Below are 14,738 nucleotides of genomic sequence, written 5' to 3'. Positions count from 1 at the left end.
GCGCGCACCCGCACCCGCACCCGCGCTCGCGACTGCGTCGCGCTTGCGTTGCGTGCCGCTTCCGTCGCGCGCCCCGCTGCGGTCGTTGCGCCCCGACTCTTCGGGGCGCGATGACCGTACCGGGGTGCAAGCCCGCGCGCACCCGCCCGCCCGCGCTAGATCTTGCGGAGCAGGACCGAGTTCACCTTGTGGTCGGCGGCCTTCTTCAGCACGAGGGTCGCGCGGGACCGGGTCGGCAGGACGTTCTCGAGCAGGTTCGGCTCGTTGATCGCGCGCCACACCTGGGTCGCCGTGTCGATCGCGTCCGAACGCGACAGGCTCGCGAACCGGTGGAAGAACGAGTCCGGGCTCGAGAACGCCTCTTCCTGCAGGGCGAGGAACCGGTCGACGTACCAGGCCTCGATGTCCTTGGTCTTGGCGTCGACGTAGATCGTGAAGTCGAACAGGTCGGACAGCGCGAGCCGCCCGTGCACCGGCGGGGCGAGCACGTTCAGGCCCTCGACGATGAGGATGTCCGGCTGGCGGACGACGATTTCGGCGTCCGGCACGATGTCGTAGACCAGGTGCGAGTAGTACGGCGCCCGGACCTCGGTCGCGCCGCTCTTCACCTGGCTGACGAACCGCAGCAGGGAGCGACGGTCGTAGGACTCCGGGAAGCCCTTGCGGTCCATGATCCCGCGACGCTCGAGCTCGGCGTTCGGGTACAGGAACCCGTCGGTGGTCACCAGCTCGACCCGCGGGGTGTCCGGCCAGCGCTTCGTCAGCTCGCGGAGCAGTCGGGCGACGGTCGACTTGCCGACGGCGACGGAGCCCGCGACCCCGATGACGAACGGCGTGCGACCGGCGCGGTCACCGAGGAACCGGCTCGTCTCGGCGTGCAGGTTCCGTGCCCCGGCGGCGTAGAGCGTCAGCAGCCGCGACAGCGGGAGGTAGACCTCCTGCACCTCCTGCATGTCCAACCGGTCGCCGAGCCCGCGCAGCTGCACGATCTCGGTCTCGGTGAGCGACAGGTGCTCCTTGGGTGCGAGCTGCGACCAGTCGTGCCGCGGGATCTCCACGAACGGTGTCGGGTGCGCGACGGCGGTCTCCGGGATCGGCATGGGGACGAGCGTACAGACGGGAGGCCCGGTGCAGGTGAGCTGACCGGCTCACCTGCACCGGGCCTCCCGTCCAGTGCTCGGTGTACGTCCGCAGGACGCGGTGCATCAGGCGGGCAGGGCGGCCTCGATGGCCGCGATCACCTCGGGGGCGTCCGGCTTCGTGGTCGGACGGAAGCGCGAGACGGTGCCGTCGGGCGCGACGAGGAACTTCTCGAAGTTCCAGCTGACCCGTCCGGCCTTGCCGTCGGCGTCCGGGGTCTCCTTGAGTGCCTGGTAGAGCGGGTGCGCGCTCTTGCCGTTGACCTTGACCTTCTCGGACATCGGGAAGGTGACGCCCCACGTGGTGGAGCAGTACTCGTCGATGGCCTCGGACGAGCCGAGCTCCTGCAGGAACTGGTTGCTCGGGAACCCGAGGACCGTGAAGCCGCGCGGGCCGTACTGCTTCTGGAGGGCCTCGAGCTGCTCGTACTGCGGAGCGAGACCGCACCGCGACGCGACGTTCACGACCAGCACCGCCTTGTCCGCGAACGAGCCGAACGTGGTGTCCTCGCCGTGCAGCGTGGTGATGGCGATGTCGTCGAAGCGTCCCATGGTCGAAACGTTATCCCCAGCCCTGCTGCTTCGCAGGGTCCGCGCTCAGGCAGACCGTAGGATCGCTTCCATGTGTGGAATCGTCGGCTACGTCGGCAGCAACAGCAGCCAGGACGTCCTCCTCGGTGGCCTCCGTCGCCTCGAGTACCGCGGCTACGACTCGGCGGGCATCGCCGTGGTCGACCCCGCGGGGGACCTCGTCTCCGCCAAGAAGGCGGGCAAGCTCCAGGCCCTCGTCGACGAGCTCGAGTCGTCGCCGATCCCGGACGGCACCACGGGCATCGGACACACCCGCTGGGCGACCCACGGTGGCCCGACGGACGGCAACGCCCACCCGCACCTGGCCGACGGCGACAAGCTCGCCCTCATCCACAACGGCATCATCGAGAACTTCTCCGAGCTGCGCGCCGAGCTGCAGGCCGAGGGCATCGAGTTCCGCAGCGAGACCGACTCCGAGGTCGCCGCGCACCTGGTCGGTCGGGCGTTCCGCGAGACCGGTGACCTGACCGCCGCCATGCAGCGGGCCGTGCAGCGACTGGACGGGGCGTTCACGCTCCTCGTCGTGCACGCCGACCAGCCCGGCGTCGTCGTCGGCGCCCGTCGCAACTCCCCGCTCGTGGTGGGCCTGGGCGACGGCGAGAACTTCATGGGCTCGGACGTCGCTGCGTTCGTCGCCTACACGCAGCGTGCGCTCGCGATCGGACAGGACGAGGTCGCCACGATCCGCCCGGACGGCGTCGACGTGATCCACTTCGACGGCACCCCGGCCACCCCGAGCGAGTTCGAGGTGAACTGGGACGCCTCCGCCGCCGACAAGGGCGGCTGGTCCTCGTTCATGGCGAAGGAGATCAGCGAGGAGCCCGAGGCCGTCGCCAAGACGATCCTCGGCCGCGTGCACGACGGTGCCGTCACCCTGACCGACCTCGACCCGATCGCCGAGCGCCTGGCCACGGTCGACCGCGTCATCGTGATCGCCTGCGGCACCGCTGCGTACGCCGGCATCCTCGGCAAGTACGCCATCGAGCAGTGGGCCCGCATCCCGGTCGAGGTCGAGCTCGCCCACGAGTTCCGCTACCGCGACCCGGTGCTGAACGACCGCACGCTCGTCGTCTCGATCAGCCAGTCCGGCGAGACCATGGACACGCTCATGGCCGTCAAGTACGCCCGCGAGCAGGGCGCGCAGGTGCTGTCGATCTGCAACACCCAGGGCGCGACGATCCCGCGCGAGTCCGACGCCGTGATCTACACGCACGCCGGGCCCGAGGTCGCCGTCGCGTCGACGAAGGCCTTCATCGCCCAGGGCGTCGCGCTGTACCTCCTGGGCCTGCACCTGGCCACCCTCCGCGGCACCATGACGGCGGAGCAGATCGCCGAGCAGGTCGCCGAGCTCGAGGGCCTGGCCCCGAAGCTCCAGCAGACCATCGACGACGCCGCCGGCATCAAGGACCTCGCGCGCTGGATGGCGGACACCCGCAGCGTGCTGTTCCTCGGTCGCCACGTCGGCTACCCGATCGCGCTCGAGGGAGCGCTGAAGCTCAAGGAGCTCGCGTACATCCACGCCGAGGGCTTCGCCGCCGGTGAGCTCAAGCACGGCCCGATCGCGCTCATCGAGCCCGGGCAGATCGTCTTCGTCATCGTGCCGTCGCCGCGTGACCCGCGGTCGCTGCACCCGAAGGTCGTCTCGAACATCCAGGAGATCCGCGCCCGCGGTGCCCGCGTGATCGCCATCGCGGAAGAAGGGGACGCCGCCGTGCTGCCCTTCGCCGACGAGGTCCTGCGCATCCCGCTCGCGACCCCGCTGTTCGAGCCGCTGCTGGCCGTGGCGCCGCTGCACATGTTCGGCATGGAGCTCGCCGCGGCCAAGGGCCTCGACGTCGACCAGCCGCGCAACCTCGCGAAGTCGGTCACCGTCGAGTAGTCGCACGATGATCATCGGCATCGGGGTCGACGTGGTGGACCTGGAGCGGTTCGAGCGGGTGCTGTCGCGCACGCCGGCGATGCGTGCGCGGTTGTTCACCCCGGCCGAGCAGGTCCGCGACGGCGAACAACGGCCGATCGCGTCGCTTGCTGCGCGGTTCGCCGCCAAGGAGGCCCTGATCAAGGCGTTCGGCTCCAGCGCAGGGCTCAGCTGGCAGGACCTCGAGGTCGTGTCGGACGACCAGCGCAACCCGTCGCTGACGCTGCACCAACAGGCGCGACAGGTGGCGGATGCGCGTGGCGTGACGAGCGTGCACCTGTCGCTCTCGCATGATGGAGGGATCGCGACCGCGTTCGTGGTCCTGGAGGGAACAACGAAGTGAGTGCGTTCACCGGCATCACGGTCGATCGTGAAGCGCTGATCGAGAACTACGCGACGATCGCCGAGCAGGTCGCACCGGCCGGTGTCATCGCGGTCGTCAAGGCCAACGCCTACGGCCACGGCGCGCTCGACGCCGCACGGGCCTTCGTCGATGCCGGTGCCGAGTGGCTCGGCGTCGCGGACATCGACGAGGCCGTCGCGCTCCGGCAGGGCGGCATCGACGAGGACGTCCGGATCCTCGCGTGGTTGCACGCCCCCGACGAGGACTTCCGCCGGGCAGCGCAGTACGGCGTCACCCCGGCGGTGTCGAGCGTCGAGCAGTTGTCCGCCGCTGCCGACTCCGAGGTCGGCGCCGTGCACATCTGCGTCGACACCGGCCTGAGTCGCAACGGTGCGGTCGAGTCCGAGTGGGCCGAGCTCTTCGCGACCGCCGGCGCTCTCGCCCGTGGTGGCAACCGCACCCGTGTCGAGGGGCTGATGTCGCACCTCTCGAACGCGTCACGCACGGACGACCTCGACCAGGACGCCGCACTGCAGCGCGCACTCGACGGCCTCGCCGCCAACGGCATCGTGCCCGACCTGGTGCACCTCGCCGCGAGCGCCGCGAGCATCGCCGTGCCGGAGACGCGCCGCGACCTGTCCCGCGTCGGACTCGCCCTGTACGGCCTGAGCCCGTTCACCGACCGCACGTCGGCCGACCTCGGCCTCCGCCCCGCCATGCGTGTGACCGCTGCCGTGCTCCGCACCGTCGAGGTCCGCGCCGGCGAGGGCGTGTCCTACGGCTACACCTGGCGGGCGTCGACCGACACCCGCCTCGCGGTCATCGGTCTCGGGTACGCCGACGGCTTCGACCGCGACTTCGGCAACCGGGTCTCCGTCCGCATCGGCGACCGCACGTTCCCCGTGGTCGGCCGGGTCGCGATGAACGCCATGCACGTGGACATCGGCGACGCCGACGTCAGCATCGGCGACGAAGCCGTGCTCTGGGGCGACCCGGCGAACGGCGACCCCGCGGTCGAGGACTGGGCCGCCGCGATCGGCACCATCAACTACGAGGTGGTCGCCCGGGTCGGCCACAGCGTGCACCGGAGGACGACGTGAGCTCCGCACCCCTGCGCCAGGCACGGATCGACCTGGACGCCTACCGCGCGAACCTCGACCTGGTCCGCGAGTGGATGGACCCCGTCGCGGTCATGGCGATCATGAAGGCCGACGCCTACGGCCACGGTCTCGAGCCGATCGCGCTCGCCGCGGTGGACGCCGGCATCCGCTGGATCGGGGTGCTCACGGTCCCCGCGGCCCTGCGGCTGCGGTCGATCGGCGTCGGTGAGGACGTCCACCTCTTCACCTGGCAGCACGACCCCGCACTCGACTTCCGCGACGCCATCGACTCCGCCGTCGACCTCGGTGTCTCGAACGTGCCGGAGCTGCAGCGCGTCATCGACGCCGTCGACCAGCGACCCGCGCGCGTGCACCTCGGCTTCGACTCCGGGCTGCACCGCGACGGAGCGACCCCGGCGGCCTGGCCAGCGCTCGTGTCGCTCGCGCTGGACGCCCAGCGCGCCGGCCGCATCGAGGTCGTGGCGGCGTACACGCACCTGGCGGAGTCCTCGGACCAGGACGACGCCGACGCCGTGGCGCTCTTCGACGCCGCCGTGGAGCAGGCAGACGACCTCGGGCTCGACCTCCCGATGGAACACGTCGCCGCTTCGCTCGCCGGGTTGGAGCGCAAGGAGTTCCGCAAGGACATGGTCCGGATGGGCGCCAACCTGTTCGGCATCCCGGGCGCGGACGGTGTCTCGGCAGCCGACCTCGGGCTCGAACCCGTGATGACCCTGACGGCGTCGGTCGCGAAGACCAAGCGGGTGCCCGTCGACACCGGCGTCTCGTACGACTACACGTACCGCACCGCCTCGGAGACCACCCTCGCGCTCGTGCCCGTCGGGTACGCGGACGGCGTCCCCCGTCTGGCGCAGGGCCGCATCGAGGTCGCGATCGGCGGCAAGCGCTACCCGATCGCCGGCCGTGTGGCCATGGACCAGTTCCTGGTCGACGTCGGCGACGACGACGTCCGCACCGGCGACACCGTGACCCTGTTCGGCACCGGCGAGCACGACGAGATGACCGTCCTCGACTGGGGCCGTTCGCTCGGCACCATCGGCGAGGAGATCGTCTGCCGCATCGGAACCCGCGTGCCACGGTTCTACGAGGGCCACGACATCGAGGGACGCGTCGGGGAGTACCTGCGGGGCGACCAGTCGTGACCGGCACCCCTCGGGTCCTGCTGGACACGGCCGTCGACGGCACCGATGCGATGGGCGAGCTCGGGGCGCGGTTGGCCGCGGTCCTCCGTGCCGGCGACCTGGTCGTGCTGACCGGGCCGCTCGGCGCCGGCAAGACGACGCTGACCCGTGGCCTCGGCGCTGCCCTCGGCGCGCGTGGCCAGGTGTCGAGTCCGACCTTCGTCCTCGCCCGGACGCACCCCACCACCGCCGGACCGGACCTGGTGCACGTCGACGCCTACCGGCTGTCCGACCCCGTCGAGCTGGACGACCTCGACCTCGACTGGGATGCGTCGATCGTCGTGGTCGAGTGGGGCCGCGGCATGGTCGACGGCATCAGCGACAGCGTGCTCGACGTCGAGATCACCCGGGCCACCGGTGCCGACGCCTCCGGCACCACCGAGGCCGATGACCCCGACGACGTCCCCGACGAACCCCGCCGCGTCGTCGTCACCGCCACCGGCCCACGCTGGGCCGACGTCTCGCTCTGACGCGGCCTCGCTGCCACGACGAGCACGCCTACGATGGACGGGTGCTCCTCGCCATCGACACCTCCGCCGGAACGTCCGTGGCCGTCGTCGACCCGACCACCGGCACGCCCGTCGCGACCCGTGACACCGAAGACAGCCGCCGGCACGCCGAGGTGATCGGCCCGTTCCTGGCCGAGGCGCTGGCCGAAGCGGGCATCACCGGCCCGGACGTCACGGGCGTCGTCGCCGGCATGGGCCCCGGCCCGTTCACCGGCCTGCGCGTCGGCATCGCCGCCGCCCGAACCTTCGCCGCCGCGGTCGGCGTGCCCGTCCTTCCGCTCGTCAGCCACGACGCGGTCGCGGCCGACGAGCGCGACGGCCGACGGGACGGACCGTTCGTCGTCCTGACGGACGCCCGCCGGCGCGAGGTCTACTGGAGCGCGTACGACCAGACCGGCACGCGCGTTGCGGGCCCGGGTCTCGCCAGGCCCGCCGATCTCGACGAGGCGATCCGTGCCTCCCGGCCCGGAGCGGTGGGCTGGGACCGCGTGACGGCCCTGTCCATCCCTGCCTGGAGGCTCGGATCACTCGCCGCGGACCGCCTGCGGTCCGGCGCGGGGTTCGACCAGGACACCCCCCTCTACCTGCGGGAACCCGACGTCACGGTGCCGGGTGCGCCGAAACGGGTGAAGCAGTGACGGTGCCGGACGGGCTCCGCTTGCGGCGGGCGCACCCGCAGGACCTCGACGACATCATGTGGCTCGAGCACGTCTCGTTCCCGACGGACGCCTGGTCGGCGTCGCAGATGTCGGGCGAGCTGTACTCGCCGCACGGGTACTACGTCGTGATCGAGACCGTCGACGAACCGGCAGCGCCGTCGGTCGTCGGCTACGCAGGACTGTCCTCGTTGGCGGGCAACCCGGTCGCCGACGTGCAGACCATCGCGGTCGCAGCCGAGCATCGCGGCAAGGGGCTCGGACGGGTGCTCTTCACGGACCTCCTCGACGAGGCCCGTCGCCGCGGTGTGCGCGAGGTGTTCCTCGAGGTGCGCGCCGACAACCCGGTCGCGCAGTCGATGTACACGGCGTTCGGGTTCGAGCACATCGCGACCCGGCCCCGCTACTACCAGCCGGACGGCGTCGACGCGTGGGTGATGCGGGCGGAGCTGCCGGTCGCAGCAGACGCGGCGCCGACGCCGTCGACCGTCGGCCCGATCGGACAGGAGGCGCTCGATGAGCGTGGCTGAACCACTGGTGCTCGGCATCGAGACGAGCTGTGACGAGACGGGCGTGGGCATCGTGCGGGGGAGCACCCTGCTCGCGAACGTCATCGCGTCGAGCATGGACGAGCACGCCCGGTACGGCGGCGTCGTGCCCGAGGTCGCCGCGCGCGCGCACCTCGAGGCGATGACCCCGACGCTGCACGAGGCACTCGAGCGGGCCGGGGTCACCCTCGACGAACTGGACGCCGTCGCGGTCACCGCCGGGCCGGGTCTGGCGGGCGCGCTCATGGTCGGGGTCGGTGCCGCGAAGGCGCTCGCCGTCGCCACCGGCAAGCCCCTGTACGGCGTGAACCACCTGGTCGGGCACGTCGGCGCCGACGTCCTGCGCACGGACGGCAGCGACATCGAGCTGCCGACGATCGCGCTGCTGGTGTCCGGCGGGCACACCTCCCTGCTGCTCGTGAAGGACCTGGTCGGCGACGTCGAACTGCTCGGCGAGACCATCGACGACGCCGCGGGTGAAGCGTTCGACAAGGTCGCACGGCTGCTCGGCCTGCCGTACCCCGGCGGGCCGCAGATCGACAGGGCCGCGGCGGACGGCGACCCGAAGGCCATCCGGTTCCCCCGCGGCCTGACGCTGCCGAAGGACCTGGCCGCGCACCGCTACGACTTCTCGTTCTCCGGACTGAAGACCGCCGTCGCCCGCTGGGTCGAGCGCTGCCGTGACGAAGGGCGCGAGGTGCCCGTGGCCGACGTCGCCGCGAGCTTCCGCGAAGCGGTCGTCGACGTCCTGCTGACCAAGGCCCTGAACGCGTGCCGCGACACCGGCGTGGACCGGCTCCTGCTCGGTGGCGGTGTGGTCGCGAACGCCCGGCTGCGGCAGGTCGCCGAAGAGCGGTGCGCCGCCGCGGGGGTGCAGCTGCGGATCCCGCCGTTCGACCTGTGCACGGACAACGGTGCCATGATCGCGGCCGTCGGCGCACGCTTGGTCGCCGAGGGGCACGCCCCGAGCGACCTCGGGATCGCGGCCGACTCGACGTTGCCGGTGACGACCGTCCAGGTCTGAACCGTCCCGGCGTCGACCCGGTCGGCCCTCGGGCGCCTGTGGGAGGATTCACGTGGCGTCGGAGAGACCGGGCGCCGAGAGGGGTGGACGGTGTCCGATCAGAACGAGTGGCCGAAGCCGGGCGAGACGACGCCGGGCGGCACGACCGGCGGGCAGCCCGAGGGGACGTCCGCTCCGGACGCGCCGCAGGCCCCCGACGCACCCCAGGCCCCGTCGGCTCCCGAGCAACCGCAGAACCCGTACGGGCAGCAGCAGCCGTCGAACCCGTACGCCGCACCGCAGCAGCCGAACCCCTACGGCCAGCCGCAGCAGTCCAACCCGTACGGCCAGCCGCAGCCGTCGAACCCGTACGCGGCTCCGCAGCAGCCGCAGAACCCGTACTCGGCACCACAGGCGCCACAGGACCCGTACGGCGCCGCCCAGAACCGGTACGGCCAGCAGAACCCGTACGCGCAGCAGCAGGGCGGCCAGAACCCGTACGCGCAGCCGCAGCAGCATCCGTACGCGCCCGCGGGTGCCTACGGCGCGACGGGGTACCAGCCCTACGCGCAGCGCCCGAAGACGAACACGCTGGCGATCCTGTCGATCGTGTTCGGTCTCGCCGCCGTCCCGATGTGGTTCATCGCGATCCTGCTCGGCCCGGCCGGCGCGATCCTTGGCCACGTCGCACTCGGCAAGATCAAGCAGAACGGTGAGGCTGGCCGAGGGCTCGCCCTGACCGGCATCATCGCCGGGTGGGTGATGACCGGCGTCTGGCTGATCTGGATCGCCTTCATCATCTTCCTCGCGGCGGTCGGTCAGAGCGGCTACTCCGACTACGGCTACGACTCGGGCACCGGCGCGTTCCTCAGCTGAGCCGCTCGCACAGGATCGCGGTGTGCCGGCCCTCGAGCCGGGTGAGCACGAGCGTGACGCGACCGGTCCCGCGCAGCCGCAGCCGCTTGCGGAACTGTGCGGGATCGACGTCGACGCCGCGCTTCTTGATCTCGACGGTGCCGATGTCGTCGGCGGCGAGTCGCGCTGACAGCCGCTTCACGTCGAGCGGCATGGTGTCGAGCACCCGGAAGCCCTGGGCGAAGGGCATCGACACGGCACGGTCCGAGGTCACGTACGCGATCCCGTCGGAGAGCATGTGGCCGTCCAGGGTGCGGGCCAGGTCGCCGATGAGCCGTGCGCGGATGACGGCGCCGTCCGGCTCGTACAGGTAGGCCCCGAGCGGCCCCACCTCCTCGTCGGGGGTGTCCTCCGGTGCGGTCATCTCGGCGATGCCGTGTGCACCGATCACCGTCGCCGCCCGTCGGATGCCCGGCCGGGCGAGCGGGCCGAACCAGAGCGCGAGCTCGACGACCTCGCGGTCGACGGACGTCCACTGCGCCTCGGCGGTGTCCGGGATCAGGTCGCGGTCGATGCCCGGCCCGAGCTTCACCCCGGTCGGGGTGGTCGTCGCGGTGGCGAACACGGTGTCCAACGAGGGCGACCAGTCGTCCGGGTCGGCGAGGCGACGGGTGTCCGAGTGGCCGGAGGTCCGACGTGCGGGGTCCATCCAGATGCCGTCGACGCGTGCGACGTCGAACGAGGCCGCGTCGCCGAGTTCGACCCGGGCGTTCGGCCACACCGCCAGGTTGTGCGTGGCGACCGCGGCGGTGACCTCGTCGCGGTCGACCGCCGTGACGTCGAGGTCGAGCGCGGCCATCGCCATCGCGTCGCCGCCGATCCCGCACCCGAGGTCGGCAACGCGGGTGAGTCCGGCCGCGGCGAAGCGTCCGGCGTGCTGCGCGGCGACCTGCAGGCGGGTGGCCTGCTCGAGCCCCGCCTCGGTGAAGAGCATGCGGGCGGCGAAGTCGCCGAACTTGGCACGGGCCCTGAGCCGGAGCTTGGCCTGGGTCAGGACCGCCGCGACGAGCTGCGGGTCGTGCCCCTCGGCTCGGAGCCGCGACACCACCCGGACGATCTCGCCGCCGTCCGAGACGCCGGGGGTACGGTCGAGCAGGGCCATCCCGTCAGGGGTCAGCAGTGCGGCGAGTTCGGCGGCTTCCATGTCCCGATCCTCCCAGGTGCTGGATGTTCTCCTGATGTGCTGGCACTCGGATTGACCGAGTGCCAATGGCCCCCTAGAGTTGGCGTTGGCACTCTCCTCTGCGTAGTGCCAACCCGGTTTTCATCTGTACCGAGTCCGTACCGAGAAAGAAGAGGTCACCGTGGCCGTCAGCATCAAGCCGCTCGAGGATCGCATCGTCATCCGCCAGGTCGAGGCAGAGCAGACCACCGCATCCGGTCTGGTCATCCCCGACACCGCGAAGGAGAAGCCCCAGGAGGGCGAGGTCGTCGCCGTGGGTCCGGGTCGCATCGACGACAACGGCAACCGCGTCCCGCTCGACGTCGCCGTGGGTGACAAGGTCATCTACTCCAAGTACGGCGGAACCGAGGTCAAGTACTCGGGCGAGGACCTGCTGGTCCTGTCGGCCCGCGACGTCCTCGCGGTCGTCGTCAACTGAGTCCAGTACTCCACACGAACGCCCCGTTCGGCCTGTCGGCCGGCGGGGCGTTCGTCCGTCTGCGGGCTCCCGGCGGGTCCGTCGCGTGCCCGTGCTCCGACCGGGAGGCCCGTGGCACGCCCGGCCCGTCGGTGGCCGTTCCTAGGATGGTTCCGTGAGTGAACCGAGTCCCGCGCGACCCGTCCGCAGCGAGGCATCCGTCGGCGTGGTGCAGGCGATCATCGCGTACGGGCTCTGGGGCCTCATGCCCCTGCTCTTCGCGGCGATGGCCCCCGCCGGCGCGTTCGAGATCGTCGCCTGGCGCATCGTCTTCGGACTGGTGTTCTGCGCGGTCGCGATCGCCGTCACCCGCTCGTGGCTCCGCACCCGCACCCTGATGGCGCAGCGGCGGGTGATGGCCGTGATGGGTCTGGCCGCCGTCCTCATCCTGGTGAACTGGACCGTGTACGTCCTGGCGACCACGACCGGGCACACCGTCGAGGCCGCGCTCGGGTACTTCATCAACCCCCTGGTCACCATCGCGCTCGGCGTCGTGGTGCTCCGCGAACGCCTGCGGCCGGCGCAGTGGGCCGCGGTCGGCATCAGCGTCGTGGCGGTCGTCGTGATCGCTGTCGGCTACGGCCAGGTGCCGTGGATCTCCTTGGTTCTGGCGTGCTCGTTCGGCCTGTACGGCCTGGTGAAGAAGCGGGTCGGCGGCACCGTCGACGCGTTGAGCGGCCTGACGATCGAGACCGTGTGGCTGCTGCCGATCGCGGTCGTGGCGCTGGTGGTGCTCGGTGCGACGGGGCTCGGGGGCGGCGTGACGTTCACGAGCGAGGGCTGGGTGCACGTCCTCGTCACCGTGCTGACCGGTCCGGCGACGGCGGTCCCGCTCCTGCTGTTCGCGTCGTCGGCGCGGCGGGTGAGCCTGTCGACCCTCGGCCTGACGCAGTACCTCGCCCCCGTGATGCAGCTGCTCGTCGGTGTGGTGGTGCAGCACGAGGCGATGCCGCCCGCGCGCTGGTTCGGCTTCGGGATCGTGTGGTTGGCGCTCGTGGTGCTGACGGCGGACTCGTTCGCCGCCGCGCGGGCGTCCCGTCGCCGAGCGCTCGCACCTGCTCCGGCCGAGCCGACCTGACGGACGCACCCCGGGCCTCCCGTCCTCCCGTCCGCCCGTCCGCGCCGCGCCTGGCCCGAGTCTCGGCGTGTGCGACAGTTCTCGCGTGCGCGACACCGAGAAACGTCGCTGGGCCCGAGTCTCGGCTCCGTGAAGCCGAGACTCGGGCCCAGCGTGGGACCGGTAGTGGTGGTTACTTCTTGACCGCGCCCTGGATGGCGCTCTGGTAGACGGGCTTGTTGTCGCCGTCGAACTTGTAGATGCCGATGTAGGCGCTCGACGGGTCGTTGTTGTCGTCGAACGGACCGATGCCGGACGGGCCGGTGTAGTGGATGTCCTTGCCGTCGTCGAGCAGCGCGACGCACTCCTTGAACGTGGCGCACTCGGTGCCACCGTCCGCTCCGGAGACCGCGGCCATGTTGGCCTGGATCGTGCCCGAGTCGGTGCCCTTGCCCTTCACCGCAGCGAGGGCGGCGAGGACGGTGGCGTCGTAGGACTCCGCCGCGTACGAGTAGTCGGCGAGCGTCTTGTTCGACGACTCCTTGTAGAAGTCGGACAGCTGCTTCTTGAAGTCGTCCTTCGGCGAGGCACCGGGGATGGTGCCCTGGGCGCCGGTCAGGGTGCCCTTGTCGAAGTCCTTCGAGTAGTCCGCCGTGTTGCCGTCGGACATGTAGATCTTCGCCGTGTTCCCCTGCGAGACGAGCTCCGGGATGATCGACTTCGTCTCGTCGAAGGCCAGGACGACGATCGCGTCCGGCTTGGCGGCGAGTGCAGCCGTCACCTCGGACGAGAACGTGGTCTGACCGGGCGGGAACTCCTGGCCCTCGCCCTTGCCGCCGTAGACGACCTGGCCACCGGAGGCCTCGACCGCGGACTGCACCGAGTTGCGGAGGCCCGTGCCGTAGGTGTCGTTGAAGACGAGGAACGCGACCTTGGCGTTGCCGTCACCGGTCACGAGCTGACCGAGCGCCGAACCCTGCACCGAGTCCGGCGGAGCGGTCCGGTAGTAGTACGACGAGTAGCCGGACAGGTCGCTCGCGGTGTTCGCGGGCGAGATCTCGACGATGCAGTTGCTGGTGAGCTGGTCGATGACGTTGAGCGTGACCGACGAGGACTCGGCGCCGATCGCGACCGGGACCTTCGCGTTCACGAGCTTCGTCGCGGCCGAGCTCGACACGGTCATGTCGTTGCTGTCGCCCGAGTCCGTCGCCGGGTCGATGGTGACGTCCTTGTCGAGGACGCCGCCCGCGGCGTTGATGTCCTTCACCGCGAGGCCGACGCCGGACTCGGCCGGCGGGTTCAGGTACGCGAGCGAGCCGGTGAGCGGCAGGATCGTGCCGATCTTCAGCGCGTCGGTGCTGGGGGTGTCGGGGGCCTTGCAACTGGCGGCGGGGTCCTTCTTCGCACCGCTCGACGCCGAGCTGGAAGGCGAGTCGCCGCTGCTGGTGGTGGAACACGCGGCGAGGAGGACGGCTACTGCACCTGCCAACGCCAGTGCCGTGGTGGCACGGGTGGTTCTGATCATCCGTGGAGCCCTTTCTCTGCGCGGAGGCCGTGCCGCTTCGGGTCGAACGCGGCGCCTCCACTGGATGTCGAGAAACGTAGGGTCCTGGTGTTTCGCCCGTGTGACGGGGCGGTACGGAAAGTGTTTCGTTACCGAGCCGTGATCGTTTCTGTGCGGAGGATCAGGGATCGGCGATCCGGGCAGCCCGCGCGTCAGCCGTCGAGTTCAGCCACGGAACGCAGCACGCAGAACTCGTTGCCCTCTGGATCGGCGAACACGACCCACCCGCCGTCGTCGTGGCGGAGGTCCGCGAGTTCGGTCGCACCGATGCCTCGCAGTCGCTCGACCTCGGCATCGCGCGTGCGGTCGGTGGGACGCAGGTCGAAGTGGATCCGGTTCTTCACGGACTTCGCCTCGGGGACCTGGATGAACAGCACCTGGTGCGAGCCGTCGGGTGCCGTGATCATGCACTCCTCGTGCCCGGGGGCGTTCGGGTCGTCGGCGATGTCGACGTAGCCGAGGACCTGCTTCCACCACTCCGACAGGGCGAAGGCGTCACGGCAGTCGATCGTGGTGTGGGAGACGGCGCTGACCATGCCGCGACACTACTGCC

Annotated in this window: 16 protein-coding genes; 11 read left to right on the top strand and 5 right to left on the bottom strand. The window is 71.0% G+C overall.

Features of this window, described 5'->3' with window-relative positions; genetic code table 11:
- Positions 1–155 precede the first annotated feature (155 nt).
- Both coaA and ABH929_RS00765 read right to left on the bottom strand, forming a co-directional pair.
- Positions 156–1,100 carry a type I pantothenate kinase gene (gene coaA / locus ABH929_RS00770; RefSeq protein ID WP_404559787.1) on the bottom strand — a complete coding sequence of 315 codons (945 nt, stop codon included), beginning with the start codon at positions 1,098–1,100 and terminating at the stop codon, positions 156–158.
- Between the two features lie 105 nt (positions 1,101–1,205).
- On the bottom strand, positions 1,206–1,691 hold the full coding sequence (locus tag ABH929_RS00765) for a glutathione peroxidase (protein ID WP_111083439.1): 486 nt from the start codon (positions 1,689–1,691) through the stop codon (positions 1,206–1,208).
- A gap of 70 nt (positions 1,692–1,761) precedes the next feature.
- Between ABH929_RS00765 and glmS the strand changes: the two genes are divergently transcribed.
- The 9 genes from glmS (at position 1,762) to ABH929_RS00720 (ending at position 9,885) form a co-directional block, all read left to right on the top strand.
- The gene (glmS, locus tag ABH929_RS00760; protein ID WP_404559786.1) at positions 1,762–3,609 is read left to right on the top strand and encodes a glutamine--fructose-6-phosphate transaminase (isomerizing); all 1,848 of its coding nucleotides are present in this window, start codon (positions 1,762–1,764) and stop codon (positions 3,607–3,609) included.
- A 7-nt stretch (positions 3,610–3,616) separates the two neighbouring features.
- Positions 3,617–3,991: a holo-ACP synthase gene (locus tag ABH929_RS00755; protein WP_123293157.1), complete on the top strand. Its 375-nt coding sequence runs from the start codon at positions 3,617–3,619 to the stop codon at positions 3,989–3,991.
- Positions 3,988–5,091: an alanine racemase gene (alr, locus tag ABH929_RS00750; RefSeq protein WP_404559785.1), complete on the top strand. Its 1,104-nt coding sequence runs from the start codon at positions 3,988–3,990 to the stop codon at positions 5,089–5,091. The genes ABH929_RS00755 and alr (ABH929_RS00750) overlap by 4 nt, the downstream gene beginning before the upstream one ends.
- Positions 5,088–6,254 (top strand): alanine racemase, encoded by a 1,167-nt coding sequence (gene alr, locus ABH929_RS00745; protein WP_404559784.1) that lies wholly within the window; start codon positions 5,088–5,090, stop codon positions 6,252–6,254. Before alr (ABH929_RS00750) ends, alr (ABH929_RS00745) begins: the two co-directional genes overlap by 4 nt.
- Positions 6,251–6,763 carry a tRNA (adenosine(37)-N6)-threonylcarbamoyltransferase complex ATPase subunit type 1 TsaE gene (gene tsaE, locus ABH929_RS00740; protein ID WP_404559783.1) on the top strand — a complete coding sequence of 171 codons (513 nt, stop codon included), beginning with the start codon at positions 6,251–6,253 and terminating at the stop codon, positions 6,761–6,763. Before alr (ABH929_RS00745) ends, tsaE begins: the two co-directional genes overlap by 4 nt.
- A gap of 41 nt (positions 6,764–6,804) precedes the next feature.
- Positions 6,805–7,440 carry a tRNA (adenosine(37)-N6)-threonylcarbamoyltransferase complex dimerization subunit type 1 TsaB gene (gene tsaB, locus ABH929_RS00735; protein ID WP_404559782.1) on the top strand — a complete coding sequence of 212 codons (636 nt, stop codon included), beginning with the start codon at positions 6,805–6,807 and terminating at the stop codon, positions 7,438–7,440.
- Positions 7,437–7,988, top strand: coding sequence for a ribosomal protein S18-alanine N-acetyltransferase (gene rimI / locus ABH929_RS00730; RefSeq protein ID WP_404559781.1), 552 nt, complete (start codon positions 7,437–7,439; stop codon positions 7,986–7,988). Before tsaB ends, rimI begins: the two co-directional genes overlap by 4 nt.
- Entirely contained in the window at positions 7,975–9,030 is a 1,056-nt protein-coding gene (gene tsaD / locus ABH929_RS00725) for a tRNA (adenosine(37)-N6)-threonylcarbamoyltransferase complex transferase subunit TsaD (RefSeq protein WP_111083431.1), read from the top strand. The genes rimI and tsaD overlap by 14 nt, the downstream gene beginning before the upstream one ends.
- 90 nt (positions 9,031–9,120) lie before the next feature.
- Positions 9,121–9,885 (top strand): DUF4190 domain-containing protein, encoded by a 765-nt coding sequence (locus ABH929_RS00720; RefSeq protein WP_404559780.1) that lies wholly within the window; start codon positions 9,121–9,123, stop codon positions 9,883–9,885.
- Here ABH929_RS00720 and ABH929_RS00715 read toward each other — a convergent pair.
- Positions 9,878–11,068, bottom strand: a complete 1,191-nt coding sequence (locus ABH929_RS00715; RefSeq protein ID WP_404559779.1) for an SAM-dependent methyltransferase — start codon at positions 11,066–11,068, stop codon at positions 9,878–9,880. The two genes, ABH929_RS00720 and ABH929_RS00715, sit on opposite strands and share 8 nt — an antisense overlap.
- Before the next feature lie 160 nt (positions 11,069–11,228).
- On the opposite strand from ABH929_RS00715, the gene groES reads away from it, so the two are divergent.
- Both groES and rarD read left to right on the top strand, forming a co-directional pair.
- The gene (gene groES, locus ABH929_RS00710; protein WP_110893972.1) at positions 11,229–11,525 is read left to right on the top strand and encodes a co-chaperone GroES; all 297 of its coding nucleotides are present in this window, start codon (positions 11,229–11,231) and stop codon (positions 11,523–11,525) included.
- Positions 11,526–11,679: 154 nt separating this feature from the next.
- The gene (rarD, locus tag ABH929_RS00705) at positions 11,680–12,642 is read left to right on the top strand and encodes an EamA family transporter RarD (RefSeq protein WP_404559778.1); all 963 of its coding nucleotides are present in this window, start codon (positions 11,680–11,682) and stop codon (positions 12,640–12,642) included.
- 172 nt (positions 12,643–12,814) lie between these two features.
- Here rarD and ABH929_RS00700 read toward each other — a convergent pair whose 3' ends face one another.
- Together ABH929_RS00700 and ABH929_RS00695 are read right to left on the bottom strand one after the other, a co-directional pair.
- Positions 12,815–14,146 carry an ABC transporter substrate-binding protein gene (locus ABH929_RS00700; RefSeq protein WP_123339487.1) on the bottom strand — a complete coding sequence of 444 codons (1,332 nt, stop codon included), beginning with the start codon at positions 14,144–14,146 and terminating at the stop codon, positions 12,815–12,817.
- Positions 14,147–14,337: 191 nt separating this feature from the next.
- Complete coding sequence (locus ABH929_RS00695) at positions 14,338–14,721, bottom strand: VOC family protein (RefSeq protein ID WP_205463310.1); 384 nt, start codon at positions 14,719–14,721, stop codon at positions 14,338–14,340.
- Between the last annotated feature and the right edge of the window lie 17 nt (positions 14,722–14,738).

Origin of the sequence: Curtobacterium sp. AB7, assembly GCF_044909335.1 — a bacterium.
Classification (GTDB): Bacteria; Actinomycetota; Actinomycetes; order Actinomycetales; family Microbacteriaceae; genus Curtobacterium.
Note: the sequence above shows the minus strand (reverse complement) of the source record. Positions and strands in the feature narration are given on the sequence as shown.

Bases quoted from the DNA above. Each gene is read 5' to 3' on its own strand.
- coaA (WP_404559787.1), bottom strand. From the start codon at position 1,100: ATGCCGATCCCGGAGACCGCCGTCGCGCACCCGACACCGTTCGTGGAG.
- ABH929_RS00765 (WP_111083439.1), bottom strand. From the start codon at position 1,691: ATGGGACGCTTCGACGACATCGCCATCACCACGCTGCACGGCGAGGAC.
- glmS (WP_404559786.1), top strand. From the start codon at position 1,762: ATGTGTGGAATCGTCGGCTACGTCGGCAGCAACAGCAGCCAGGACGTC.
- ABH929_RS00755 (WP_123293157.1), top strand. From the start codon at position 3,617: ATGATCATCGGCATCGGGGTCGACGTGGTGGACCTGGAGCGGTTCGAG.
- tsaD (WP_111083431.1), top strand. From the start codon at position 7,975: ATGAGCGTGGCTGAACCACTGGTGCTCGGCATCGAGACGAGCTGTGAC.
- ABH929_RS00715 (WP_404559779.1), bottom strand. From the start codon at position 11,068: ATGGAAGCCGCCGAACTCGCCGCACTGCTGACCCCTGACGGGATGGCC.
- ABH929_RS00700 (WP_123339487.1), bottom strand. From the start codon at position 14,146: ATGATCAGAACCACCCGTGCCACCACGGCACTGGCGTTGGCAGGTGCA.
- ABH929_RS00695 (WP_205463310.1), bottom strand. From the start codon at position 14,721: ATGGTCAGCGCCGTCTCCCACACCACGATCGACTGCCGTGACGCCTTC.